The sequence below is a fragment of the Streptomyces sp. NPDC048441 genome, assembly GCF_043200235.1.
Lineage (GTDB): Bacteria > Actinomycetota > Actinomycetes > Streptomycetales > Streptomycetaceae > Streptomyces.
This window is the reverse complement of the sequence record NZ_JBICXM010000008.1, coordinates 226,817-252,644: the sequence shown is the minus strand read 5'-3', so window position 1 is coordinate 252,644 and position 25,828 is coordinate 226,817. Positions and strand designations below refer to the sequence as shown.

Sequence of the window (25,828 nt, the reverse complement as noted above, 5' to 3'; positions counted from 1 at the left end):
TGAGCCGAACGGGTGATGTCGGGCGTGCTGGGACAGCAGGGGGAGCTAGCCCGTTTGATTGGTGTCGCGGCAGTGTTCCGTCGAGACCAATGCTGCGATCTGGGAGCGGGAGGAGAACCCCAGCTTCGCCAGGATGTGCTCCACATGCGCGTCCGCCGTCCGCTTCGAGATCACCAGCTGCTCGGCGATCTCCCGGTTCGTCATGCCTCGGGCGACCAGCGCGGCGACCTCGCGCTCCCGCTGCGTAAGGTCGTTGGTACGGACGGACTTGGGCTGGGCGGGGATGCTGGGCAGCGTGTCGTCGGGTGACACGGCGAACGCCACCAGCTGTTCACGCGGCAGCCGGGCGCCCTGTCGGCGCAGCCGCTCCAGCTCGGCGCCGCCCAGTGCTTCCTCGGCGGCCTTGAGCGCCTGGGTGTGCAGTCGCAGCAGCAGCGGATTGCCCAGCACGCGCCGCCGGTCGAGCAGGTCGAACGGCGCGTCCACGCCACCGAAGATCAAGGCGGCGCGGTGGTGGCGTCCCTGGGCGACGGCCGTCCAGGCGACCGCGTCCAGCGTGATGCCCAGGTTCAGCACACCGTCGCGCAGGTCGTGCAGTTCCACCGCCCGGCGGCCGGTCTGCTCGGCTGCTTCGATGTCCCCTGCGTCCAGGTGGGCGGCTGTCATGTAGCCGTATGCGCACCCCTGGACATAGCTCTCCCGGCTGTTCACGCCCGCCAGCCGCATTACGTCGCGCAGGACGGCGATCTCCGCCGCTGCCCGGCCGCCGAGCGCGTGCACCATGCCCAGACGCATGGTCGCCAGGGCGATGTCCAAGTCGGTGCCGACCCGGCGCAGTTCGTCCAGGGCCACGGTCAGCTCGGCCACCGCCTCCGTGCACTCGCCGAGGAAGCCCGACGCCTGACCGGAGCACAGCAGGGCAAGCGCCGTCCAGCGCGGATCGTCGAGATGCTCGGCCTGCTCCCGCATCTCCAGGGCCAGCCGCTTCGCGGTGTTCTGGTCGCCCTGCAGGGCCGCGAACGTGGAGGCCCATTGCAGGGTGCCGACGCGCTCGGGTGACACCTCTGGCTGCTGGGTCAGCGCCAGGCCCAGCCAGTGGCCGGCCTCGGCGGGCTGTCCGCCGCACAGCCAGTACGGCCACATGGCGGCGGCCATGGGCAGCAGTTCGCCGTCGGCATGGGAATACTCCAGTGCCGCGCGCAGGTTCTCGCGCTCGGGCAGCAGCGCCTTGTACAGGGGCGCTTGGTCCGAGCTGAAGAAGCGCTCCGCGAAGTGGCGCATTCGGCTCTGATAGTAAGCGGTCAGGCGGCGCCTGACCGCGGAGGTCTCCTCGAGCTTGTCCAGCCATTCGGTGCCGAACTCGCGGATGGTGTCTAGGAGTTGGTAGCTGCTGCCGTGCCGGATCACCACCGACTTGTCGACCAGTCCGATCAGAGAGCCCACTACGGCGCCGGTGGGCAGCTGATGGTCTGTGCACACGGCCTCGACTGCGGCGATGTCGAAGCCGTCGGCGAAGGCCGAGAGGCGGGCCCACAGCAGCCGCTCCGTCGGTGAGCACAGTTCGTGACTCCACCCGATGGTCGTACGCAGTGTCTGGTGCCGCGGCAGCGCCGCCTTCCGCCCACTGTCGAGCAGTGCGAAGCTGTCGGTGAGCTGGGCGGCCAGATGTTCCAGGGGCAGTGCCCGAAGGCGTACGGCTGTCAGCTCGATGGCCAGCGGGATGCCGTCCAGGCGGCGGCACAGGGCGGCGGCGATCTCGTGCCCGCCGTCGGTGAGCCGGAGGCCGAGCACGGCCACCGCCGCACGCTGCTCGAAAAGTTCGAGTGCGTCACCGGCCGCTTCCCCCTCGGAGAGGCCCAGGGGTGCCACCGGCAGGACGTACTCGCCGGGGATATCGAGGGCTTGTCGACTGGCGGCCAGGACCTTCAGTCGCGGCGCCTGCGACAGCAGGAGATCCGCCAGCAGGGCACAGGCGTCGACGACGTGCTCGCAGGTGTCCAGGATGAGCAGCAGCTCGCGATCGGCTACGTACTCGACGACCTCGTCGATCCGCGACTTTCCCGCCTGGGTCGGCAGGCCCAGCGCCTCGGCGACCACACCCGGCAGCAGCTCGGGGCCCTTGAGGCCGGACAGCTCGGCAAGCCGTACGCCGTCGGGGAACTCTGCGGAGGCCTCGGTGGCGGCCCGCAGCGCGAGCCGGCTCTTGCCGACCCCGCCCGGACCGACCAGGGTCAGCAGCCGGGCCTGACCAAGGAGCCGGCGAACCTCGGCCAGTTCATCGACCCGCCCGACAAAGCTGGTCAGTTCAGCCGGCAGCTGTCCCGGCCGCCGCCATGAGGTCCCCAACTCCATACACCCCCCCGGATTTCACCCTCTGTGCGTGCACTGTGTCTGAGCGTATTGCCCCGGTGGGGTCGTCTGTGACGCAACGGTGGGCTGCATGCCCAAGCAGACGAATCGCGTCAAAGTCCGGACCGGCTGGCCGTGACGGCAGCGTCTGAGCCCTGGGACGCGCTGACCCTACGCATCGTGGGCGAGGAACGCGGAAGCCCTCGTGTGGGCCGAGCGCCTGCCCCATTTGCGTTCGCTGCCCGCCCCCAGCAGGGAGCCCAGCACGGCGCCGACACCGATGGCCGCTACGGACGCCAAGGTCGTCACCACGTACTGGTGCGCGCCAGGGATGCCGAGGACGAGCTGGAGCATGCTGCGATACAGGTCGGGGCCAGGCAGCACACTGCCTGCGATGCCCGGGATCAGCACGGCTCTCGCGGGGACCCCGGCGCGTGGTCCGATCGCGGCGGACACCGCACCCATGACGGTGGTGGCCAGCCCCGTCGCGAGCGGAACCGACCAGTCCAATTGAGCCATGCCGAACACCTTCACGCCCGCCCCGATCAGCGCCGCCACCATCGCGTAGGGCACCAGGTGCGGGCCGCCGCCCATGAACACGGCATTGCCCAGGGCGCCGATGACGCTGGTGACCAGAGTGAGCCAGACGGGCAGCGAGGCGAGCGTTGTGTTGCGCGCGTCTGTGTCGAGGCCGCGCAGGAGGAAAGTGACGACGAGGATGCCACCCGCCAGCGCGGCGAAGAACATCAGCAGGCTCACCGCACGAGCCGCCGCCATCGGCCGGAAACCGTCGATCGCGTCCTCGGTGAGAGAGACCACGGTCAAGATCGGCAGCATCAGGATCACGTTGGCGGCGACGGTGCTCGCCCCCTCGCGTCCGCTGAGCACTCCCACGTCGATCAACGCCATGGTGCCCGCCATCAGCAGGGCGGTCTGCACGGCCGTGACGTAGAAGGAGGGCAGACCTGTGCGGCTCAGGGCCCACGCGGCGCGGTTGGTGACCAGAAACACCAGGGGCGAAAGCAGCGCCGCGCGCGTTGTGCCGGACGCGAGCACGCACAGCATGGCAGCCAGCACCGCGCCGCCGCTCAGGGTGAACCACCAAGGCCACTGGGTCGGCGCCGACAGCAACCGGTCGAGTGCCGCCGTCGCGTTCGCCGGTGAGAGCCGGGTGCCGACGATGCGCACGGTCAGTCGTTCCAGCGCGGTCAGGCGGCTGAGATCGCGGGTGTCCTCCGACGCCAGGACGACCAGCATCACGACCGGCGCGCGCTCCGGTGGCGCGTACTGCACTTGTAACGAGCGCCCGGAGATGTCCACCTCCAGGTTCTGTATGCCCCACGCGGCCGTCACCGCGACAACGGCCGTCTGGATGTCACGGGTCGACGCGCCGGCCAGGAACAGTTCCCGGCCGAGCCGCAGGACGAAGCGCAGTACCTCGGCCGACTCCCGGTCATCGAAGTCGCGTGACGGCGGAAAGGAGACGCCCTCGTACACGGTCCCGTACAGCCGGTCGAGCAAGGTGCCCTCGTTCTGCCGCAGCCGGTCCAGCCTCGCCTGCCGAGCGTGCGCTCGGGACCGCCACCGGGATAGCGTCCGCCACATCTGCTCTCCACCTGCTCGAAGCGCTACTCTTCGCGCCCCAGCCTCTCCCGGCTCAGCCGTCCGCGCTCCTCGGCCGGCGCGCGGGGACAGCACCGACACAGGAGGCCCCAGAGTCCGGTCGCTCGGTCCTTCCGGTGCGATACGAGGGTCGGAATGGCCGTGTTCGAGCCAATTCATGAGATGCGGGAGTCGACCCCGGAGGTTGAGCAACCTCCGCCTGGCTCGGCCTGATCGTTGTTGCGCGGCTCTACCGGTAGTTCGTTAAATCCGGCGGTAGAGGTCAATACCGTGTCCGGTGGTGACGGCGTCGATCAGGGCTTGGAGCTCGGCGGGTGGGTCCTGGTCCGTCCAGGCTCGCCACCATTGGTTGAGGGCGATGGCGGGAGTCAGCCAGGAACGGATGGCTCGTAAGGCCCTGGGCCAGCAGGGTGGTCGGGGCTGGTGGGGCATGGCCGGCCCCCCTCTCTGGCCCCTCGCTGGGGCACGGGTCCGGCGCGGTGGCATCCGTGGGCCCGGGTGGGGCGAACCACTGGTCCCAGCAGAACGAGAACGCGCAGTTGACCAGGGTTTGGTGGCGACGGATGGCGCGGGCGGAGCGGACCTGGAAGTCGGCCCAGCCGAGTTCGTCCTTGATCTGCTTGTAGCTCTGCTCGATCCACGGCCGCAGTCCATAAAGGCGGACGATCTCAGCGAGGTCGGCCGGCGGGTGCGAACTGGTAGCGGCGCAGGGCGCGTTGGGGTGAGGCAGGTTGGTGGCCAGGTACCAGGTGGCCTTCTCCGGCAAGGTTGCGGGGTCGGTGGTGGCCACGACCAGGCGGCAGGGTGAGTGGGGGCCGTAACCGCTCAGGCGGGCATCGGCGGCCCACCAGGTTTCGGTGTGCCCGTCGCGGAAGTGACGCTCCACCGGTGTCCAGTCGCCAGAGTGTTTGGCATCTTGCCAGGTCAGGGCTTGGGCCGCGTCGATGGGGGTGTGTGGCTGGTCGGCCGGGGCCCAGGTGCCGCGGTGCCGTTTGAGTGCGACCACGTAGGCCAGGCCGGCCTCGCGCAGTGCGAGGTACCAGTCGTCGCTGACGGAGTAGGCGCAGTCGGCGACCACTGCCCGGCAGCCGAAGCCCGCCTCCGTCCCGCGGACTGCGAGAGTGGCGGCCAGCTGGAGTTTCGTGCGGAAGGCAGGATCGCTCCGGCCGCGGGCGAAGTGGTGGGCGGGGGTGTAGGGAGTGGCATGCAGCGGGTAGTGCACGCGGCCGTCGGTCCACACCGTGGTGACCGTGACGATGCCGTTGTCCGTCTTGCCCAGCCGGCCCAGCCACTGCCGGCCCACGTGCGCGGTAGCTGTGCCGTCCTTGCGGTCCCCGGAGTCGTCGATCACAATGACACCCTCGTCGTGCGGAGCCGTCGCCGGCTGCTCGCGCAGCAGCTCAAGGCGCCGGTCGTTGACCAGTTCGGCCTCCCAGGGCGACTCGGACAGGAAGAACTGCAGACGCTGCACCCCCGGCATTGGCGCACCTGCCACAGGTTCCGCTCCTGCCAGGCAAGTGATCGTCTTGTTCCGCTCCCGCGGCGCCAGCAGCCCGGTCAGATACTCGCGAAACCCCCGTCGCTGAGCCAGGCTGAAGAAGAGGTCATCGAACCGGGCCGCGTAGTCCTCCAACGGCCCCGGCGCGGGCGGACACGGACGGCGAGCGGTCATCTTCAGCTCCCAGCAGGGAAGTTGACACCTACCACCGGCCAACGGCCAACCCAGCCCGCCGTCAACCCACACCACCACCGGATTTAACGAACTACCGTTACAGCTGATGCCAGGGCGCTGCCCACTCTGCCCCATTCGACAGCTGGGAGGTTGAGCGGTCGACCGCGCCGGAGCGTGCTTGTTCATGCCGCACATCCACACCGACGCTCCGGCGACGGTGGTCGGGGTCGACGATGAGGCGACGGCACATCCCTTCACCCCCGCGCACGGGACCAGGTGCTGATGTTGTGGCGGCAGGTCTTGGCGGCACCCGATAGCGACCCCCTGAAAGAGGAGCAGCCTCTGACCACGGTGGCCCGCGGAGCCGCACCGATCGCCGCTCATCACCTCCCCTAAGGGCAACGGCCCACATCCGACCAGGTCATGAAAGTGGCTGGAGGAGTTCGCGATCGTGATCGATGCCGCCCAGGCGCGTGCGGCCGTTCGCGAGCAGGGGCGGGGAAGACGGTGACCTGGCGCGATGGAACCGCCGGTGCACGCCGTCGGCCGTCACGATGATCAGCCAAGCGTTCGAGGCCCCGCTCGATGTGACTCATTCGCGTGACGTAGTCACCCGAATGGCGCACATCCTGCCTTCTGACCTGGTTCGTTATGCGGAGCGAAAGGGGCAGACGATTTTGGAGAAACGATTCCTTCGTCGACCGGCGCCGTGCACGGGTTGACCGGTGACGGAAGCATCTCCGAACTGTCGGACGATTCTTTGAACGAGATCAGGACGATGAGAACCGAACCTTGGCGGGCGGCATGCGAGGGGCATGCTGGCAAAGGCCCGCACCGGCGCCACCGGCCGGGTTCCACGTTCCAGCAGAATGCTCCACGCAACGGCACGAAGGAACCCGGATGGACAACTGGTACGGCAACAGCTCTTTTGGCCCAGAATATCTCCGGGGTCCAGAGCCCGGCACACTGGACCCGTACGGCAGCGTCCCCATTCCTGTCCAGCAGTCCTGGGGCGGAGTTGGCCTGGAGGCCACGCTGAGCCGCCGGGGCCTGGAGGAGGAACTGGCTGAGATGCTGGCAGCGGCACCGGCGACCAAGCCATCTCCCCCACCGGCGGAACTGCCGCTGTCCCGAGAGGAACTGACCGAGATGCTGGCCGCAGTAGCAGGGCCCAAGCCCCCGCCGTCTGCCGAGCCCGACGAACAACCTCTGTCCCGGATCGACCGCAGGCGTATGCGGCAGAAACCACCCTTCCTCGTGGCCTGCCAACGCATCAGCCAGGTGACGGTCCTGTTCGCCGCGATCGCGGTGTGCGCGGCGTGCCTGCTGGGCTGGTCCATTGCCTATTCCTACGGCCAACTCCGCACGATCGCCGAGAATATCCTGCCGGTGCAACTGGCGCAGTGGTGGCCGCTTACCGTATACGGCCCATGGTTCGTTGCGGCTCTCTCGATTCTGCGAGCGGCCGTTCAGCACCAGCCCGCGCGCCGCTCCTGGGGCGTGCTCCTGGTGGCCTCCGCCATGGCAGTGGCCTTGTGCGTCAGTCACTCCTCGCACTCGGTTCTGGCGTTCGTGACCCTCGGAATTCCACCCATCACCGCCCTGGTGTGCTTCTGGGAACTCATCGGCCAGGTCTCCTCCAAGCGCCACGCCCGAAGAGCGCCCCATGCAAAGCAGCGCCGCAAGGCATGAGAAACCCTGCAGGACTGCTGGGAGCTGATACCTGGCTGCCGGCCCAGGAGGCAAAAGGATTCTGCGGGCCCTCCGGTTTCTGATCCGACACAGGGGCCGCTCACTAGCGAAACCTGGCGCCGCTCCCGTTGCCGCGAAGCACAGCTAAGTACCTCCAAAGCCTGGCGGGCACGGGGCGCAATATCAGCGTGTAGGTGCTGCTGCACCGCAGCAGCACCTACACGCCGACAATTTTCCCCGCCGCGCGAGGTGCGCAGGGCCGGAGTGACAACCAGACCTGAATCGCCATAGCCATGCGGATCTGGACGCGGAAGACACCCCGCCCGTAGGGCGAATGGTGGTGGGACACGCCTCGCCGGGCCTTGCCCTTACAACGACCTTTATCACGTCCGACGCCGCGCATACAGATCGGACACCTGCATACCACTGGGCCGCGGCCCGGCACGGCTATATGCGCTGCGGGAATCTGACAGAGAGACACGCCATCATGCACCGCCCCCCATCCAATCAACTGGCCGACGCCTGGGCGCCGATGTCCGGGGCGACGCTGGTAAGCGAACGTGCCACCAGCTACCTCGTTATGCCGCTGCCCCCGAAATTCACCCCGCGGTCTGCGGCCAGGGCCCTCGCAGCAGACTGGCCAGCCCTGGCTGCGCAAAAAGCCTTCGACGAGCTCTATATTTCTGCAGCACCCGGCCTCGTCCAACAGGCATATGTGCTGACCGGATGCCGCCGGCTCGCCTTTGAGTCTGCCGAGCAAGCCTTCCATCGGGCCTGGGAACGCTGGCCCGAGGTCGAACGCGATCCCGACCCGGTGGGATGGGTGCGCGCACAGACCCAGGACTATGCGCTCTCGCCCTGGCACCGACTCAGGCGATTCACACACCCCTTCACCGTCCCCGGCGCCCTGCCCACCGACCCCGTCCATCGTGCACTCCTGGCTCTTGCGCCATGGCAGCGCCGAACGGTGCTGCTGTGCGACGGGCTTGGCCTGAGCGTTACCCAAGCTGCCACCGAGACGGAGGCCACCGCCGCTGCCACGGCCAGCAGGCTGCGCCACGCCCGCGCAGTCATCAGCCAACACCTACCCGATGCCGCTGGGGACGCTCTCAGATCATGGATCAAGAACGCGTCAGCCTCCACGATCGCCCAGCCCTGGTCCGTCCGCGCCACCAGCGAACTGCGCGTACGTACCCAAACCCGTGCGGTGTTCGCCGCGACAGCAGCGCTCATCGGCCTCATCACTCTCACCATCGCCACCACCCCCGCTCATGGCGAACCCTTGGACAGATACCGTCCCCACGCCGTGCCCACCGAACCGCCGCTCACCCTTTCCACGGGACAGAGCTCCTGCACCACCTCACCATCCCCGCACTCCGGCCGCCAGATGCCCTCTTGTGAGCGACGGAACTGACACGGCCCTCGCATCCTGAGCGGACGACACGCACCACACCCCGCTAGGGCTGGATTCCTCAAAGCCCAACTGGACCTGGCCAGCGCCGTTCTCACCCGCCAACAGCCCACTCCGCCCGCACATGAGCCTGCTGCTGTGCAGGCCCCGGACAACGTCGTTCCCCTCCGCCCGTCGTACGTCCGCATACGGCGTCGTACGGACGCCAACGGAGCTTCAGAACTCTGAACCAGAATCGTGCACTTGACTGGGGGTCAAGGGGTCGCAGGTTCAAATCCTGTCGTCCCGACGGTTTTGCGGCATGAAGCCGCAGGTCACAAGCCGGTTCGAGGAGATCTCGAACCGGCTTGTTTCATGTGACCGTTGGGAGCGGATCGGGCTCCCTGGGTCGGTTCGATTCGAAAGGCGTGACACTGGAGCGCCTGAAGGCCGGTCGTTTGTGCAGGCTGTCGTGGTGGCGTGGGTAAGTCTGCTGTTCGAGTGACACCTTGTCTGCGGTGTAAGTGCGCAACTGTTGCGATGTGGGGTGCGGGTGACGTCGTTGGGCGTCTGAGACGCCTCGAGGGGCTCGAAGAGCTGCCGCCACCCTGGCGAATTGCCGCTGTTGTGGCAGTTGCCCTTCTTTGGTTGTGTAGTCAAGGGGTCGTTTTGCTCCCTGGCTGCTCCCAGGGCGCTCCCAGTGTTCGATTCTCGTGTCCGAACCGGGTGGGACTGGTGGGGTGTGTGGTTCACCAGTGTGTGGGGATGCCGGGTATGGGGTCGCAGTTGGAGTTGAGGTAGTCGGTGAGGCTCTGTCTGGCGGTCGCGAGGTGGCGGACGCTGGGATGAAGGTAGAGCTGGGTGGTGGTGATGTCGCAGTGTCCTGCGATCTGTTGGAGGACGTGGAGGGGGATGCCGGCGTCGGCCATCCAGGTCAGGGCGGTGTGGCGGAGGTCGTGGCAGCGTAGGTGGTCGTGGCCGAGGCGGCGGGTGACGTCGTCCCAGTGGGTGGCGCGGCGCTGGGTGGCCGTGGTGATGCGTCCGCCGCGGGGGCCGATGAACAGGCGGGCGTCGGGCGCGCTGTGAACTTCGGTCGTGCGGTCGGTGATCAGGGTGCGTAGGGGTTCGATGATCGGGATGAGGCGAACGCGCTTGCCCTTGGTGTGTTTGTCGGTGAGGCCGCCGGGGGCGGGGGTGGTCTGGCGGCGGGCGGTCCAGAGCCAGGTGGAGGGGTCGATGTCGCGGCAGCGGACGCCGGAGATCTCGCCGATGCGGGCTCCGGTGCAGGCGGCGAAGATCACGGCGTGGCCCCAGCCGGGATAGTGGTCGTGGGCGGCACGGGTGAGGGCTTCGGCGAGGCGGAGTAGCGCGGTGTAGTCGGGGAGGGCGAGTCCGCGGGGTTCGGCCGAGGGGTCCTCGCCGGTGTAGTAGAGGCGCTGCCATCCGTTCAGCGGCTGGGGCGGGCGGGCGGGCGAGCCAGCCGTCGCGGGCGGCCTGGCGGGTGATGCGGGCCAGGGCAGCCAGAGCGTTCTTGATGGTGGAGCGCTTGGTTCCGGTGGTTGCCCAGGTCTGGACGGCGCGGTCGATCATCCCGGAGGTAAGGCGGTCGATGGGAACCGTGCCCAAGGCAGGCAGGACGTGCTGACGCCACGCGGAGTGGTAGGCGCCGCGGGTGGTGGTCTCCAGGCCCGCCAGGGCGATGTCTATGACGCGGGCCCCGTAGCCGCCGAGCGTGGGCGCATCAGGGAGGCGGGGTGTCGGGCGGGCGGCGGCCGCGGTGAGGGCGGTCAACAGGGCGGGGGCCAAGTCGGCCACGGTGGCGTCGGATTGCTGGCGGGGAGCGATCAGTGCCTGAGGCGCGGGTGCGGACGCCGTCGAGGAGGGGCCGGGCGATGAATCGACGTGAGGTCATGATCGCAGCGTGGGCGGCGCACCGGGCTCACAGCCTCTCGGATTCCGGCCGATTGTGCGGGCGTACACAAAAGGCGCCACGCGACGGACTGCAGGTCCTCAGCAAGAGGCGTCGTTGCCGGGCGCCTGCCGCCCGAAAGCGAGGCGGGGCCAATGGGCGGATTTGGCGTGGAGGTGGGTGAGGGCCTATGGCTGATACGGGCCAGTGATCGTGTAGGGGGTACGGACGGCTTCGACGATGACGGTGGGGCCGGGGGCGTAGTAGCGGCCCGGTCGTCAAGCGGGATCGTGCTCCTGCCATGGGTGTGCGCCTGCCGGAATCTCCATCCGTGCAGTTCAAGCGGCATGTTGGTACTCGTGGAGGACTCCGCCGAGGCGGTCTCTCCGGCGCACTTTCAGTTGGGTGATCTGTGTGTGGGGGAGCGGTGCGGGAACGGCGCGTAGGGGTGCTGCCTGGTCTATCGCCTGGTGGGGCCGGTGAAGGTTGTAGTGCAGCTCGAACTGGCGAAGAGCGTGGCGTAGATGGCGCTCATTCCAGATGAGGGCGCGGTCCAGAAGTTCGTGGCGGCAGGTCTGGACCCAGCGTCCCATGATCGCGTTCATGCGGGGGATCCGGACGCCCGTGAGCACGACTTGGATTCCGGCGTTGCGCAGGATTTCGTTGAAGAAGGCGGGGTACTTCGCGTCCCTGTCCCGGATCAGGTAAGCGACGGTGGCCTGTGCTCCTGTCAGGTCCATGGCCAGGTTTCGGGCGGCCTGGGCCACCCAGACCGCGGTGGGGTGGGCTGTGGTGCCAAGGATCCGGATGCGCCGGGTGGCGTGTTCGATGGCGGCGAGGATGTACTGACGTTGGCCGGTTACTGATCCTTTCGGGGTGTTGTCGGATGGTGGTTCAGTTGGAGTCCGGTGCCGGTGAGACAGCCGTCGATCAGGTGTGGGCGGTGTTGGATGTGCCGCGGGCCGCGGCGGAGGGTTTGTTCGAGGTGGTCGTCGTCGGTGAAGGCGATGTTGGCCAGCGGGCCGCGCCGCAGCAGCGACCACACGCCCTCCACCGGATTCAGGTCCGGTGCATAGGAAGGCAACTGCACGATGGTGAGCCAGTCATGCTCGTCCGCGTACCAGCGCATCCCGATGGTCCGGTGGGTGTTGAGGTTGTCCCAGATGAGGACGATGGGGGCCTTGAGCTGGATGTGGGCGCGCACGATGAGGTCGCGGTAGTCGGTCCAGGCGAAGCTGTTGCGGCCCGTGCCGCGGTGTTTGTGGTGGCGGCGGGGCCGGTAGATCAGCCGGGAGGGCTCGCCCGGCCGGTAGCAGCACAGGGCGGCGATCGAGTAGCGGCGCCAGGACCGGCCGCGTACCCGCACCACCGGTGTCTGCCCGCGCCGTCCCCAGGTGCGGGCCCGCGACGCAGTCATCCCAAAGCCCGCCTCGTCCTCGAAGACGACGAAGGCTCCCAGCGCCGCCGCAGTCATTCCGCCTGCGGCCACACGTCCTTCTTCCACAACTGGACCGCGTGCTCGTCGCGTTCCACCGGGCGGCGGGCGGGCGACTGCCAGGACCAGCCGTGCCGGTGCAAGAGCCGCCACACCGCCGCCGGTGAAACCTCCAGGCCGAACTTCCAGAGAATGAGTGCCCGGATGCGGGCCAGTGTCCAGCGCTGGTCCTCCCAGCCGTGCACGGCCGGCCCCCGGGCCAGTTCCTCCTCGAGTTCGGCGAAGCACTCATCGCTCAGTCTGGGCAGCTTCGGCGGCCCCGCGGAGGCCAGTGCGGCGGTGCCGCCCTGGCGCCAGGCCCGCCGCCAGCGCTCCACCGACCGCTCACTCACCCGCAGTTCCTTCGCGATCGCCGCGTTCTTCTCACCCCGCGCGAACCCTTTGCCGGCCTCGAACCGGATCTGTTCCCTGAAGCTCCGCCGCTCGGCGGTCAGCCCGCCGCCCTGTGCGTACCGCATACCACCGGCCTACCGCAGGGATCACCACCCGTCACCCATCCCGACAACATCCCGAACAGATCAGTAAGTCGTGTCTGAGGGATTTCCCGGCCTCTGATAGGTCAGTGATGCGTGCGCTCCGGGGTTGCGGCGGGTGCCGGGTGCGTTGCCTGAAGGGTCGGCCATGATGGGGCCGAGTCACAGCAGCTCCGACGAAGGCGGCATGGCATGGCCTATGGCTACATCGGCACGATTAAGACCCAGCCCGGCAAGCGCGACGATGTCGTTGCGATCCTGCTTTCTGGAGCCGAGAGTCTCCGCGAGCTCGGCTGCAAAAGCTACGTTGTCAGCATGGCCGCCGATGACCCGGACACGATCGTGGTCACGGAGGTCTGGCAATCGAAGGACGAACACGACGCATCCCTGAGGTTGCCCGAGGCCAAGGAAGCGATCGCTGCCGCCATGCCCATGCTCACCGGCGAGTTCAGCAGTCGCGAGCTGGTTGTTGCGGGCGGCCTCGGCGCCGGCGATTGATACCTCACGGATTGAGCCAGAGGAAGATGGTCGCGACGTGGAGGGCGGCCTGGTAGTTCGCGGCGAGTTTGTCGGTGCGCAATGGCAATGCCGCGCCATTCTTGAGCCAGTTGATGCAGCGTTCGACAGTGTTTCGGAGGCGGTAAACGTCGCGGTCGAGCGTGACTGGACGGCCGGCGTGTGGGCCGCGGCGCTTCCGTTTGGCCTGCTGGTCGGCGGGTTCGGGGATCACCGCACGGATTCCGCGCCTGCGAAGGTGAGTGCGGATCGCCCGAGATGAGTAGGCGCGGTCGGCGAGTACGGTCTCGGGACGGACACACGAGGTCGGCCAACGCACGCGGGACATGGGTAGCGGCCATGACGCGCTCGAACTGCCGTGCGTCACCTGCTTGTCCGGCGGTGACGACGAAGGCGATCGGGCGGACCGTCGGCGGGCAGGTGGACTTTCGTGCTCATTCCGCCGCGGGATCGGCCGAGTGCGTGGTCGTCCGGCTCGCGGCCGGAGCTCCCTCCTCAGTGACTGTTTGAGAGTCTCTGGTCTTGGGGGGCGCGGTTGGAACATGGCTGTCTACGTCCTGATCGCGACGGAGTGGGTACACCGTGTCGCTGCGGCACTCGGCGGCGCAGTAGTGATGCTGGTCATCGGAGCCACTGAAGAACTCTGCCGAGGGCCTTCGGCCCGGTGCTGGAGGCTCTCGGCGACACCTCCGTCAAGTGACGGCCTCTCCGGCGGCCCGCAGGCCGGTCGAGCGTGCTGTCGGGCACACTTTGGCCCTGTCGTTGTTGTTGCCGCGGCTGTCAGGTGGTGGAGAGGGAATCCTCGGCCGTCGCTTCCCGTTTGCCTTCCTGCCGGGGCGGGATGTCGCCGGAGGGGGTGGTGCCGTGGCGCTTGCGCAGCATGGCGAGTGAGATGGCTGTGCTGATGGCGGTGATGAGGACGCAGGCGATGCCGACTGTGTTGAGGCCGTTGGTGTAGGCGGTCTTGGCGGCGGTCATCAAGGCCTCGGCCGGCTCCGCGGGCAACTGTCGGGCGGCGTTGACGGCGTCCTCCATGCTCGCCCCGGCAGCCTTGTGGACGTTGGCCGGGGTGCCGGCGGGCGGTGCGATCGTGTCGCGGTAGACGGCGGTGCCGAGGCTGCCGAGCGTGGCGACACCGAGCGCGTTGCCCAGGTCACCGCTGATGGAGGAGAGGGCTGCCGCGGAACCTCCCCGCTCGGGCGGCACGGACCCGACGACCATGTTGGTGCCGAGTGCTCCGAAGGTGCCGACACCGATGAAGATGATCACGAAGCCGGCGAGCAGTAGCGGCAGTCCGCCGACCGGATCGACGAAGATGAGCATCGCGTAGCCGACCATGCCGATGAGCAGGGAGACACCGATCACGGTGCCGAGCTGGAAGCGCCTGGCGAAGATCGGTGCCACCTGCGCGGCGAGGATCGACGCGACGGCCGATGGCACCATCCACAGACCGGCCTCCATCGGCGACATGACCTCCACCATCTGCAGGAATCCGGTGATGAACAGGTAGCCGCCGCCGGTGCCGAGCATCGACACCATGAGGATCAGGAGCGAGGCGGTGAACGCGGCCACCCTGAACAGCTTCAGGTCGAGCAGCGGGTGATCCAGCGTGCCCTGCCGCTTCACGAACACTGTGCCGACAGCCAGACCGGCCAGGATCGCGGTGATGGGTAGCGGCTCGAAGCCGTGGCGGGCGAGCTCCTTGAGGCCGTAGATGATCGCCAGGATGGAAACCAGCGACAGCAGGACGCTGATCAGGTCGATCCGGCCCGCGTTCGGGTCCTTGTACTCCGGCAGCACGAGCGGCGCCACGACCAGCAGCAGCACCATGACGGGCACACCGAGCAGGAACACCGAGCCCCACCAGAAGAACTCAAGGAGCGTGCCGCCGACGACCGGGCCGAGCGCCGTACCCCCCATGAAGCAACTGGCCCACACCGCGATGGCGCGGCCCCGCTGGTAGGGGGCCTGGAACATGTTGCTGATCAGCGCGAGCGTGGACGGCATCAGCGTCGCGGCGGCGACACCGAGTAGCGCGCGGGTGACGATCAGCGCCTCCGCGCTGGTGGAGTACGAGGCGGCCACCGAGGTGAGACCGACCGCCACAGCGCCGATCATCAGCAGCCTGCGGCGACCGATCCGGTCACCCAACGTGCCCATCGTGATGAGGAAGCCGGCGATCAGGAACCCGTAGATATCCATGATCCACAGCGTCTGCGTGCCAGTGGGATGCAGGTCCTCGGCGAGGTGGGGCAAGGCCAGGTAGAGCACGCTCTGGTCGAGGGAGATCAACAGGGTGGGCAGGGCCAGTACGGCGAGCCCCAGCCATTCCCGTCTCCCGGCCTTCCGGGCTGGCGCTTCGGGGGCGTTCGGTGACATGGGTTTCCTTCCTCTGGGTCGGCCGTGTCGTTGTGTGCGGGTGCTGTAGCTCGGATACGGGGGGTGGGTGCGGGCGTGGCGCAGCACATGGCCCCACCAGGCGAATTGGGCGAGCATGGTTGTCGCCGCGGCCGTGCAGCCCTCGGGGGCCTCTGGGCGACCGTCGCCCAACTTGTTCCGGCAGTCGGGGAAGCACGGATACCCGGACGGTGATCCAGTGCAGCCCGGCGCAGACGGCGCGCAGGTCTGAGACCTCGCGCAGGCCGCTGGCGATGCCGCTGGGCGTGCCGATCACGAACGCGTCGGCCCTGGTGAACCAGGGGGGGAGCGCACGGTCTGCGGCAGACAACCGTCGAGGCTCTTCGCCAGTACGTCCGGCAGCCACACCGCGGTCGGGGCGGTCACGTCGACGTCGTCACGCCTGGCCGCCTCGGCGGCGAACCACTGGGCGGTGTGGGGCCGAAGCGGTCGGTGCGGGCACTGCCGATGAGCACGGCCACGTTCAGTCTGAGATCCGGCACGGGTTTCCCCTTCTGGGCTGGGCTCCGTCGGACTCGCACGATGCACCCTGCCGCTCGCGGAACTCTCCCGGTCTTCTCCCGGTGCTCTCTCGGCCGGCCGATACCTCTGGGAGGAGCCGGGTCCGCCTGGGGCCGTCGGTTAGCCTGATCACATGCAGTTGGGGGTGTTGGGCTCGCTGGGGGTGTGGACGGCCGACGGGACAGAGGCCAAAGTCCCTGAGCTCAAGGTCCGTGCCCTGCTTGCCCATCTCCTGGCCCACCGCGGCCGCCCGGTCTCCGCCGACCGGCTGATCGAGGACCTGTGGGGCGACAGGCTCCCCAGCAATCCGCAGGGCGTGCTCCAGACCAAGGTGTGGCAGCTGCGGCGAGCCCTGGAGGCCGCCGACCCGGGCGGCCGGTTCCTGGTGGTCTCGCGCACACCGGGGTACGAGCTGCGGGCCGGCCCCGACGCGATCGACGCCGACCGCTTCCAGGACCTGCTCGCCCGCGCGCGCGAGGCCACCGAACCACGAGCGCGGGCTGCCCTGTTGGCGGACGCGCTCGCCCTCTGGCGCGGCCCCGCGTTCGCCGACTTCGCCGACGAGGAGTTTGTCCGCAACGCCGCCGCCCGCCTCGACGATCAGCGCCTGACCGCGCTGGAGGAGCAGGCCCATGTTCGACTGGAGCTCGGCGAACACGCCTTGGTGGCGGATGAGTTGAGCGACCTCGTGGCCGTGCATCCGCTACGCGAGCGCATGCGCGCCGCGCACGTACGCGCGCTGTACCTGGCCGGCCGTCAGGACGAGGCGCTGCGCGGATACACGGAGCTGCGCACCCGGCTGGTCGAGGAGCTGGGAGTGGACCCCGGTCCCGAGTTGACGGCCCTGTACCAGTCGATCCTTGACCAGGAGCCCGCGCTGGTAGCTCCGCCGCCCCCGGCCACCTCCGCAGCCCGCCGGGCGAGCAACGTGCCGGCCGCGCTGACCGAGCTGATCGGCCGGGGCGAGGCGGTCGAAGAACTGGGCGCGCTGCTCGACGCCCACCGCCTGGTGACGCTCACCGGACCTGGCGGAGTGGGCAAGACCAAGCTCGCCCTCGCCGCCGCGGGACAGCTCGACGCGGAGTTCCCCGGCGGCATCCACCTCGCCGAGTTCGCCGCCCTCGATCCGGCCCCCGCCACCCAGGGGGCCGGGTGGACCGAGACGCATGAGGCGCTCGGCGCACTGCTCGGGCTCAGGGACGACACAGCACGCCCCGGGAGCGAGCCGCCGCATTTTGCCGCGCGGGTCGCCCACGCCCTGGGCGACCGGCCGGCCCTGCTGATCTTCGACAACTGCGAGCACGTCGCCGAGTCCGTGGCGGAACTCACCGGGCAACTCCTCAAGGCGGCCCCGGCCCTGCGCATCCTGGCCACCAGCCAGGTGCCGCTCGGCATCACCGGCGAACGCCTCGTAGAGGTGCCACCGCTGCGGCGACCGGACTCCACCACCGGCCTGAGCGTTGCGGAAGTACGGCAGTTCAGCGCGGTCGAACTGTTCGTGGCGCGAACGACGGCCGCTGCACCCAGCTTCGCCCTCGACGAGAGCACGCTCGACGCGGTCGTGTCGATCTGCCTCCGCCTGGACGGCATCCCGCTGGCCCTGGAGATGGCCGCGACCCGTGTACGGGCGCTCGGCGTAAACGAGTTGGCCGCCCGGCTCGACGACCGTTTCCACCTCCTCGCCGTGGGCGCGCGCGACGCCCCGGCCCGTCAACGCACCCTGCGCGCGATGATCGACTGGAGCTGGGAGCTGCTCGGCGACCGGGAGCGGGCGGCGCTGCGGCGCCTGGCCGTGCACGCTGATGGCTGCACCCTGGCCGCGGCGGAGGATCTCTGCGTCGGCGACGGAGTGGACCGCGTGGAGGTGCTCGACCTGCTGGCCCGGCTGGTGGACGGCTCACTGCTCGTCATGACCGACGGCTCGAAAGGCACCGAAGTTCCCCGCTACCGGATGCTGGAGTCGGTCGCCGCGTATGCCACCGAACGGCTCACGGAGTCTGGTGAGTTGACAGCCATGCAACGCGGCCACCGCGTCTACTACGCAGCGCTGGCCGAGCGCGCCGAGTCGCACCTGCGGGGACATGGGCAGCGCCAGTGGCTGCGCCGCCTCGACGCGGAGAACGCGAATCTGCGCTCCGCGCTGGAGAGCGCCCTCGGCGCCGAGGACGGCGAGTGCGCCTTACGCCTGGTGAATGCCATGGCCTGGTACTGGTACCTGAGGGGCCGCAACGGCGAGGCTGAACGCTCCCTCACCCAGGCCCTGTCCGCCGCTGCCGATGGCCCGGCCGCCCTGGTCGCGAAGGCATCGGCCTGGCTCGGCGGCTTCCGGCTGCTGCTAGGAGGCAGCGCCGACCCCGTTAGCGAACGCTGCGTTGCGCTGCAGCCGTACGAGGACATCGACGACCCGTTGGGACAAGCACGCGCCCAGTGGTTCGTGGCCTCCAACTTGTACGGCATCGGCGATCCGGCACCGAGTCAGCGGTTGATCGAGTCCGCGCTCTCCACGTTCCGGTCGCTGGGTGACCGGTGGGGCGCGGCCGCGGCACTCGCGGGACGGTCGTTCCACGCCGAGTTGCGCGGGGATTTCAACGCGCTCCGACGCCACGGCGAGCACAGCCTGGAGCTGTTCCGCGAGCTGGGCGACCAGTGGGGGCAACTGCGGGCGATGGCGCCGCTGCACGCCCTCGCGGAGGTGACTGGCGACTACGAACGGGCTGGTCGGCTGCGCCGCGAGGGGCTGCGCATGGCCGAGGACCTGGAGCTATGGCCAGAGGTGTCCTTCCAGCTCTCGGGCTTGGGCCGAGTCGCCCTGCTCACCCGGGACTTTGCGCGGGCACGTGAGTTCCACGAGCGGGCCAGGCGACTCGCGGTCGCCCAATCGGACAAGTTCGGCGAGCAATACGCCGAGATCGGGCTCGGGATGGGCGCACGCCGTGACGGCGACCTGGACGGCGCCGAGACCCACATGCGACACGTCCTGGAGATCCACCGGCAGATGGGGTACAAGCCGGAGGCGCCCGCGCTGATCCTGGCGGAGCTCGGCTTCATCGCCGAGCTGCGGGGTGAGCCGAGCACCGCCCTGAAACTGCAGCTCGACGGCCTGACCGCGGCCTGCGGTACCGGCCTGCTGCCGCTCGCCCTGGGCCTTGAGGGCCTGGCCGGGGCGCGGGCGCTGGCCGGCGATGCCGAGCACGCCGCGCTGCTCCTCGGCGCCGCGGCTGCGGCGCGCCACTCTGTCGGCGTACCCCTGCCGGAGGGCGAGCGGGACGATGTCGCCCGGATCGAGGCGCGCACCCGCACCATCCTGGACGGCGCCGAGTTCGACGCCGCGTACGAGAGGGGTGCGACGATGAGCGTGGACGAAATCCTCCAGGCCCCGTCCCTCAGGACCCCCTCCTGACCGCCGGTGCCAGAGCGTCGCCACGGCCGAGGACGAGCCGGTGGCCTCCATCGACCTGGATTGCTAGGCCGTTGATGACCGAGGACCTGTCCCGTACCGCGCGGGTGTCCACGGATCGCCCACCGCAGGCGACCTGCGGCAGCGACAACGCACCACGTGCAGTGAGAACAAGGCGAGTCAGAGCGGCCATCGCCTGTTCTCGGCGACGAGCCGCAGCAGCCGTACAGGGCGCGGGTACCACCGTGGGTGAGGCGGTGGTGCGCTTCGCGCTGCACCGGGGTATTCGGGTGATAGCCACCGCCGGGCAGACCCGGGCAGCAGCTCTGGAAGAGATCGGCGCCCAGGTGGTCGCCTACGGCGAGGGCATGGCCGAACGCGTCAGGGCACTGTCCGGAGGCCACATCGATCGTGCCCTCGACGCGGCGCCGACCGGCGGCCGGATCGACCGCGCCGACCAGCCCAGTCCGGCCGGCGGCTCGCTGCCGACCCTGATCGAGCTGACCGGGGATCTCGACCGTGTCCTCACCGTCTCGGACTTCGCCGCCGCGGCCGAGCTGGGCGTCCGGACCACCACCGAGATCCGCTATGACCAGATGGACGAGTTCGCCCGGCTCGCCGGCGAAGGCATCTTGGTCGTACCGGTCGCCCGCACCTACACGCTCGACCAGATCCAGGAAGCGGCCGAGCTCAGCCAGTCCCGCCGGCCCGGCGGCAAGCTCATGCTCGTCCTGTGATCGCCCTGCCAGCCTGACAAAGCTAGACCACCTCGACAAGGAGCGGGGTCAGGCCTCTTTTCCAGGCCGACCTCGAAGCCGCTCCCGCGTGTTCGCCGCGAACCCACGGGTCAACCTCCGAGAAGGGCGTCCCTGGGCCCTCGGGTTCCCGCTGAAGAACCTTCAGTTTCCGCGAACTCGCGGGACCCTCGGACCCGGACTCCCAGCTCTGCCACCAGGGGCAAAGACGGTCCTCCTCCTGCGGTCCCTCCGGCCGCACCTCAGGATCGAAGAGCGGCTCGGCCCCCAAGGCCACCAGGGCCGAATAGACTTGCTCCGCACTCACCGGGTGCTCGCTGCCGATACTCACCGCCCCAGCTTCGCCGCGAGCCGACGCTGTCAGGACTGCGACCACGCCGCGTCGTGGAGGGTTCCGCCCCTCTGCGTCATGGCATGTGGATGCGTCTGCGAGGGATGACGCGTTATCCGCCGATCGACCAGTACGGACCCGACCTGCCGGGCACCGGTGTGACTAGAAGCAACCCGCGCTCAGCGCAGTAGCAACGCCGCCCGGCAGACCACCGAACCTAGACCCGCGCAGCGGCGCGAGGACCGCCAGCTGGGGGGCGCTCGGAGGCATCGCGGTACCACCGGAGGGTGGTGGCAAGCGCGTCGGTCAGGGGGGTGGCGAGGCCGCCGTAGGCCATGCGGAACTTCGAGTCGTCAACGACCCATCGGCCAGTGAACTGGTAGAGGGTGTGAAGGTACTCCCGCATCGTCGGCTTGATCAGTCCGAACAGGTGCAACGTGGTGCGTCCGGCTGCGAGGGTGCGCGGGCGATGGCCGGCGAGTCCGTAGACCTGGTCGATGATCTGTCGGGTCGTGCGAGTGGGGGCGACCGGCAGATGCCAGATCGCCCCGGTGGTGCCCGGCTGGGTGCCGAGGGTGATCAACCCAGCCGCGACATCGGGCGTGTACGAGTAGCTGTGCGGCTGGTCGGGGTTGCCCATCACCTGTGCGGTGCGACCGCTCAGCGCGGTGGCGAACACCATCTCGCCGAGTGCGGAGTGGGTGGTGCCGGGACCGAAGCAGTCCGAGGCGCGACCGATGGCGACCTCGACGCGGCCGGCGTGGTGTGCATCGAGGAGTTCGGTGGTCATAGCGGCGCGGGTCGCTGCCTTGGCGGATGTGGGGCGCGTCTGGAGGGTTTCGACGAGGTCCTGGCCGTGTGGGGGGCCGTAGGCGTAGAGGTTGTCCAAAACGACGAGGCGAGCGTCGGCGGCTTCGGCACCGGCGAGTACCCCGCGTTGCAGGGGCGGGAACTCCTCGGCCCAGCGTGCGTAGTTCGCGGCGTTGAGGCAAAAGTAGGCGACGTCCGCACCGGCGGCGGCCCGGGTGGTGAACGCGGAGTCGGTGGCGTCGCCGCCCACGATGTGTGCGCCGGGCAGGTCGCCCTGGCCGGTGCGATTCACGGCGACCACATCGAAGCCTTGGTGGACGAGCTGTTCGACGACGAGGCAGCCGACCTGGCCGGTGCCGAACACGACGTGGCGGGTCATGACGCGTCCTTGTCGGTCCGGTTGAGGGCGAGAGGGAGTATGACGGTCAGGGCGGTGACGACGAGGGCGCCACTGGCGCCGTAGATGACGAACTGCTGGTCGACATCGACACCGATGGCAGTGCTGGTCGCCCACCCGGCCGCCCAGATCGCTGCGAGGGCGGGGGGCCAGGCGAGGGCCACGACGCCGAGCCGCGGCAGGAGCACCAGGGCTTGGGCGAGTCCGACAGCGAGCCCGGAGATCGCGCCCTGGACGACGAGTGCGGTGAGGTTGGTGTCGTAGTCGACTATCGCCGCACCGATTGCGAGTCCGGCCATCAGCCCGAGCGTGGTCGCTGCGATCCAGGCAGCGGCGGAGGGACGGTTCCGGCCAAGCCCCCAGGCCTGGACGGCTCCGAGGGCCGCGCCGGTGATCAGCGCGCCGAGGAGTGCCGCACCGACGCTGTCGACGGGACCGGATACCAGCCAGCCGGCGTAGCCGGCCAACGGGATTCCGAGGAAGGTCGCCATCCACCAGGTGGCGGCTCGGCGTGAGGGGATCCGGGGGCGGCTGGTCGGCGCGGTGATCTGGAGGTTCTGCATGGTGACTCCTTCTGGTTGGCGCCGGCGGGTCATCCGGCGGACGTGTGTTGGGCGGCGATCCAGGCCGCAAGGATGTTGTCGGGGTGGTCGGTCAGGTGGTCTCGGACGAGTGCGTCGAGCAGGTCCCCGTCGCTACGAACGTGAGCGGCGGCGATGGCAACGAGTTGGCGGTCCCTGGTCGTGGTGGCGTTCCCGGCGGCCCTGGCGAGGAACTCATCGGGCTGGTCCGCAGTCAGCGCTGCGGCCACGAGCAGCAGTGGAGTGCTGTCGGTCTTGGCCCGCTCGAGGATCTCCGGGACAGCGGCGTCGTCGTTGCCGATCAGCCGGCGGACCAGGTCGTGGATGTCATCGGGCATGGGACCACTGTCGGCCGAGCCGCTGACGATGCGCTGACGCCGACCTCTGGCGGCCGTGCGCGCGGCGGGCATACCCTCGAGACGTGCTCACCGTGGCTGTGCTCGGACCCACCGAGGTTCGCCGCGACGGCGAGCGGCTCCCGCTGCCGTCGGGCAAGACCACCGAGGTGCTGGTCCGGCTCGCCGTCGAAGCCGGGCGGCCGGTCCGGGCCGAGCGGATCACCGAGGACCTCTGGGCCTGCGCCGCCACGGGCAAAAACACACTCCAGTCGAAGGTGTCCCAGCTCAGACGGGCGCTGGCCGAGCCCGGTCTGGTCACCAGCGGGAAGGGCGGCTACACCCTCAACGTCGACCCCGACAGCGTCGACGCGTTGCACGTCGTCGCACTGGCCGCATCGGCGACCGCCTCGCGGCGTACTGGCGACGCGGCTGCTGCTCTCGAGGTGTCCACCGACGGGCTGGTGCTGTTCCGCGGCGAGGTGCTGGTCGACGCAGGAGAGGGGGACTGGCTCCAGCCGCACCGCGCGCGCCTGGAGGAGGTGCGCCTCGGTTTGCTGGAGGACCAGCTGGCGGCACGGGTGGACCTGGGTCTCGGGGGCGATGTGATCGGGGAGCTGGAGGGGCTCGTTGCCCAGTACCCGCTCCGCGAGGGGTTGTGGTGCTGCCTGATTACGGCGCTCTATCGGATGGGCCGCCAGGCCGACGCGCTCGCGGCGTACACGCGCGTGCGCGAACTGCTCGTCGACGAGCTGGGCATCGACCCAGGGCCCAATCTGCGCGCCCTGGAAGAGCAGATCCTGCAGCAGAGCCGGGCCCTCGATTCCGCCGGAAGCCGCCCGACCGTGCGTGCCGGACCGGTCGGCAACCTGCCGGGGCTGTCGTCATCGCTGGTGGGGCGGGCGGCCGAGGTTTCCGCCGTCCATGACCTCCTGCGCCACCGGCGCTTGGTGACGGTTGTCGGGCCGGCCGGCGTCGGCAAGACCCGCCTGGCCATCGAGGTGGCCCGCGGACTCACGCCACCTGGGGGAACGTGGCTGGTGCGACTCGACGCCGTCGACACCACCACGTCAATCCCCCGGACAGTCGCGGAGACGCTGCACCTGCCGGGTGGCAAACAGATGCTGGTCGAACGGTTCACCGGCGCCGAGACCGTCCTCGTGCTCGACAACTGCGAACACGTTGTCGACCGCGTGGCCGAGCTGACCAGCGAGCTGCTGGATGCCGCGCCCCAGCTGCGGGTACTGGTGACGGGCCAGGTCCGCCTCGACCTGGACGGCGAGGCGGTCTACCAGCTGGCGCCGCTTCCGATCGCGGACTCTGTGTCCCTGTTCGCGAGCCGGGCGGCCGAGATCCGCAAGCAGTTCGTCCTGGACGTCGAGACCACCGCGTCTGTCGAGGAGGTGTGCCTGTCCCTCGACGGACTGCCGCTGGCCATCGAGCTGGCGGCGGCCAGGGCCAGGTCCCTGTCGGTGCAGGACATCGCCCGACGACTTGATGACCGCTTCGCGCTGCTCCAGGACCCGACCAGCCGTCGCCCTGAGCGGCGCCGTGCGCTGGCCGCGGCGATCGGGTGGAGCTACGAGCTCTTGTTCCCCGACGAGCAGCGAGGGCTGTGGGCGCTCTCCTGTTTCGCGGACGGAGCATCTCTCAACGCGGCGGAGCACGTTCTGGCTGCCCTGGGGGTGCCCGAGGCGTCGGTCGTCGACATCGTCGACCGTCTTGCCGATCGATCATTGGTCAGCGTCGAGGTCACTCCGGAAGGCGCGGTGCGCTACCGGTTGCTCGACAGCATCCGGGACTTCGCGCTCGACCGGCTCCGCGCCTCCGGCCTCGTGGACGACGCGCGTGCGGCGCACGCCGGGTGGCTCGCGGAGGCCGCCGATCGCTGCGACGCGACCGTGCGCGGCAAACGTCAGTCCGATTGCCTTGCCGTCGTCCGGGCAGAGCGGGCCAATATCGACGCCGCCCTCACCTGGTCGGCCGACCACGATCAGCAGCTCGGGGTCCGCCTTGCGACCGGGTTCGGCTGGGCCTGGGTCGTGCACGGCGACGGCGTCGCCGCAGCCACGCGCGTCCGCGGCACGCTCCAGGCGGCTGGGTCGCTCGTCACGACGGGAGAACGGGCGACCGGTCTGCTCCTCGCGGGTTGGCTCGAAACCTCGGCCGGCAACCTCGACCAGGCCGAGGCCGATCTCGACGAAGCACTCGGCTTGGTGAAACAGCTGGCCCTCGGCCACCTCCGAGCCGACGCCCACCGGCACCTGGCCTTCCTACGCATCCAGCAGGGCCGCCCGCAGGATGCGCTCGAACTGGCCACCGCGAGCCTCACCGTCTACCGGCCGCTCCGGCTCAACTGGGAGGTGGCCACGAGCCTGGTCATCGCGTCGTACGCCTCGATCATGCTCGGCGACACCACCAGCGCCACCGAAGCGGCAAACGAAGCGAGGCAACTCCTGACCCCCATCGGTGACTCCTGGGCGCTCGTCCATGCCGACGGGACGCTCGGCGTCATCGCCCAGGCCGACGGCCGCCTCGACGAGGCCGTCGTCATCCTTACCCGCGCAGCCGCAGCCTCCGAACGCCTCGGGTTCCTCGGCCAGGCCGCCCTCCACCTCACCACGCTCGGGCAGGTTGAGCAGCGAGCCGGCAACACGCAGGCGGCCATCGAAACCCTGCAGCGTGCCCTCGTTGCCGCCGGCCACAGTGGCGACCTCCGGATCGCGGCCACAGCCCGAGTAAACCTTGCCCGGCTGGTGCGGGCCTCGGGCCAGCCCGACACCGCCCTCATCCTCCTCGAACAGACCGACAGGTGGTACCGCGCCTCCGGAGGAGGCGATGGCGCTCTACTCACCAGATGCCTGCTGGCCTCACTGTCGTCCGCAACCGGCAGCGCACGCGCCGCCGAACAGCTGGCGTCGGTACTCGAGGAAGCACTAAGGACCGGCGACGCGGAAGTCCAGGTGCTCGCGTCGGATGCGCTCGCCCGCCTGGCTGCCGACCGAGGTGACCTCACAGCCGCGCAACGGCTGCTTGAATCCGCCGACGACCTGAGCTCGGGGATCCCTCATGTTCTCGACGACCTTGACCGCATCGACGCCCGGCTCGCTCGGTTGCGCATCTCCAACGGCTTCGATCAGCCGAGCGGCTGCTGATCGTTGAACCGCGGGTACCGAGCTGTGCG

Annotated in this window: 17 protein-coding genes, 1 tRNA gene and 1 pseudogene; 7 read left to right on the top strand and 12 right to left on the bottom strand. The window is 69.3% G+C overall.

Annotated features, from left to right (window positions below; genetic code table 11):
- Nucleotides 1-45: 45 nt before the first annotated feature.
- The 3 genes from ACGFSB_RS21740 to ACGFSB_RS21730 all read right to left on the bottom strand — a co-directional run bounded on the left by ACGFSB_RS21740 (nucleotide 46) and on the right by ACGFSB_RS21730 (nucleotide 5,644).
- On the bottom strand, nucleotides 46-2,352 hold the full coding sequence (locus ACGFSB_RS21740; protein ID WP_393401644.1) for an ATP-binding protein: 2,307 nt from the start codon (nucleotides 2,350-2,352) through the stop codon (nucleotides 46-48).
- Between the two features lie 168 nt (nucleotides 2,353-2,520).
- Nucleotides 2,521-3,954: a threonine/serine exporter family protein gene (locus tag ACGFSB_RS21735; protein ID WP_393401642.1), complete on the bottom strand. Its 1,434-nt coding sequence runs from the start codon at nucleotides 3,952-3,954 to the stop codon at nucleotides 2,521-2,523.
- 280 nt (nucleotides 3,955-4,234) lie between these two features.
- Nucleotides 4,235-5,644 carry an IS701 family transposase gene (locus tag ACGFSB_RS21730; RefSeq protein ID WP_393401639.1) on the bottom strand — a complete coding sequence of 470 codons (1,410 nt, stop codon included), beginning with the start codon at nucleotides 5,642-5,644 and terminating at the stop codon, nucleotides 4,235-4,237.
- A gap of 900 nt (nucleotides 5,645-6,544) precedes the next feature.
- Between ACGFSB_RS21730 and ACGFSB_RS21725 the strand changes: the two genes are divergently transcribed.
- The 3 genes from ACGFSB_RS21725 (at nucleotide 6,545) to ACGFSB_RS21715 (ending at nucleotide 9,036) form a co-directional block, all read left to right on the top strand.
- Nucleotides 6,545-7,336 (top strand): DUF2637 domain-containing protein, encoded by a 792-nt coding sequence (locus ACGFSB_RS21725; RefSeq protein WP_393401638.1) that lies wholly within the window; start codon nucleotides 6,545-6,547, stop codon nucleotides 7,334-7,336.
- Between the two features lie 487 nt (nucleotides 7,337-7,823).
- The gene (locus ACGFSB_RS21720; protein ID WP_393401635.1) at nucleotides 7,824-8,750 is read left to right on the top strand and encodes a hypothetical protein; all 927 of its coding nucleotides are present in this window, start codon (nucleotides 7,824-7,826) and stop codon (nucleotides 8,748-8,750) included.
- Between the two features lie 206 nt (nucleotides 8,751-8,956).
- Nucleotides 8,957-9,036 (top strand) — tRNA-Pro (locus tag ACGFSB_RS21715).
- Nucleotides 9,037-9,475: 439 nt separating this feature from the next.
- On the opposite strand, the gene ACGFSB_RS21710 is transcribed toward ACGFSB_RS21715, so the two are convergent.
- From ACGFSB_RS21710 to ACGFSB_RS21695, 4 genes are all read right to left on the bottom strand, one after another.
- The gene (locus ACGFSB_RS21710; RefSeq protein ID WP_393401632.1) at nucleotides 9,476-10,027 is read right to left on the bottom strand and encodes a tyrosine-type recombinase/integrase; all 552 of its coding nucleotides are present in this window, start codon (nucleotides 10,025-10,027) and stop codon (nucleotides 9,476-9,478) included.
- 946 nt (nucleotides 10,028-10,973) lie between these two features.
- On the bottom strand, nucleotides 10,974-11,402 hold the full coding sequence (locus tag ACGFSB_RS21705; protein WP_393401629.1) for an integrase core domain-containing protein: 429 nt from the start codon (nucleotides 11,400-11,402) through the stop codon (nucleotides 10,974-10,976).
- A 92-nt stretch (nucleotides 11,403-11,494) separates the two neighbouring features.
- On the bottom strand, nucleotides 11,495-12,052 hold the full coding sequence (locus ACGFSB_RS21700) for a transposase (RefSeq protein WP_393401992.1): 558 nt from the start codon (nucleotides 12,050-12,052) through the stop codon (nucleotides 11,495-11,497).
- Between the two features lie 53 nt (nucleotides 12,053-12,105).
- Nucleotides 12,106-12,588: a winged helix-turn-helix domain-containing protein gene (locus ACGFSB_RS21695; protein ID WP_393401627.1), complete on the bottom strand. Its 483-nt coding sequence runs from the start codon at nucleotides 12,586-12,588 to the stop codon at nucleotides 12,106-12,108.
- A gap of 207 nt (nucleotides 12,589-12,795) precedes the next feature.
- Here ACGFSB_RS21695 and ACGFSB_RS21690 point away from each other — a divergent pair, with 207 nt between their 5' ends.
- Complete coding sequence (locus ACGFSB_RS21690; protein ID WP_393401624.1) at nucleotides 12,796-13,101, top strand: putative quinol monooxygenase; 306 nt, start codon at nucleotides 12,796-12,798, stop codon at nucleotides 13,099-13,101.
- Nucleotides 13,102-13,105: 4 nt separating this feature from the next.
- Here the strand turns inward: ACGFSB_RS21690 and ACGFSB_RS21685 are convergent.
- Both ACGFSB_RS21685 and ACGFSB_RS21680 read right to left on the bottom strand, forming a co-directional pair.
- Nucleotides 13,106-13,596, bottom strand: a pseudogene (locus ACGFSB_RS21685) (IS5 family transposase); the annotation flags it as partial.
- Nucleotides 13,597-13,899: 303 nt separating this feature from the next.
- A complete protein-coding gene (locus ACGFSB_RS21680) occupies nucleotides 13,900-15,498 on the bottom strand; it encodes an MFS transporter (RefSeq protein ID WP_393401622.1) in 1,599 nt (532 codons plus the stop codon).
- Nucleotides 15,499-16,171: 673 nt separating this feature from the next.
- Here ACGFSB_RS21680 and ACGFSB_RS21675 point away from each other — a divergent pair.
- Both ACGFSB_RS21675 and ACGFSB_RS21670 read left to right on the top strand, forming a co-directional pair.
- The gene (locus ACGFSB_RS21675; RefSeq protein ID WP_393401619.1) at nucleotides 16,172-19,438 is read left to right on the top strand and encodes a BTAD domain-containing putative transcriptional regulator; all 3,267 of its coding nucleotides are present in this window, start codon (nucleotides 16,172-16,174) and stop codon (nucleotides 19,436-19,438) included.
- A gap of 242 nt (nucleotides 19,439-19,680) precedes the next feature.
- The gene (locus tag ACGFSB_RS21670; RefSeq protein WP_393401617.1) at nucleotides 19,681-20,172 is read left to right on the top strand and encodes a zinc-binding dehydrogenase; all 492 of its coding nucleotides are present in this window, start codon (nucleotides 19,681-19,683) and stop codon (nucleotides 20,170-20,172) included.
- 566 nt (nucleotides 20,173-20,738) lie between these two features.
- Here ACGFSB_RS21670 and ACGFSB_RS21665 read toward each other — a convergent pair.
- From ACGFSB_RS21665 to ACGFSB_RS21655, 3 genes are read right to left on the bottom strand one after another with little or no spacing between them, the layout of a single operon-like run.
- Complete coding sequence (locus ACGFSB_RS21665) at nucleotides 20,739-21,710, bottom strand: NAD-dependent epimerase/dehydratase family protein (RefSeq protein WP_393401615.1); 972 nt, start codon at nucleotides 21,708-21,710, stop codon at nucleotides 20,739-20,741.
- Nucleotides 21,707-22,291: a hypothetical protein gene (locus ACGFSB_RS21660; protein ID WP_393401613.1), complete on the bottom strand. Its 585-nt coding sequence runs from the start codon at nucleotides 22,289-22,291 to the stop codon at nucleotides 21,707-21,709. The genes ACGFSB_RS21665 and ACGFSB_RS21660 overlap by 4 nt, the downstream gene beginning before the upstream one ends.
- A 29-nt stretch (nucleotides 22,292-22,320) precedes the next feature.
- Nucleotides 22,321-22,647: a hypothetical protein gene (locus ACGFSB_RS21655; RefSeq protein ID WP_393401611.1), complete on the bottom strand. Its 327-nt coding sequence runs from the start codon at nucleotides 22,645-22,647 to the stop codon at nucleotides 22,321-22,323.
- An 83-nt stretch (nucleotides 22,648-22,730) separates the two neighbouring features.
- On the opposite strand from ACGFSB_RS21655, the gene ACGFSB_RS21650 reads away from it, so the two are divergent.
- Nucleotides 22,731-25,799 carry a BTAD domain-containing putative transcriptional regulator gene (locus ACGFSB_RS21650; protein WP_393401609.1) on the top strand — a complete coding sequence of 1,023 codons (3,069 nt, stop codon included), beginning with the start codon at nucleotides 22,731-22,733 and terminating at the stop codon, nucleotides 25,797-25,799.
- Nucleotides 25,800-25,828 lie beyond the last annotated feature (29 nt).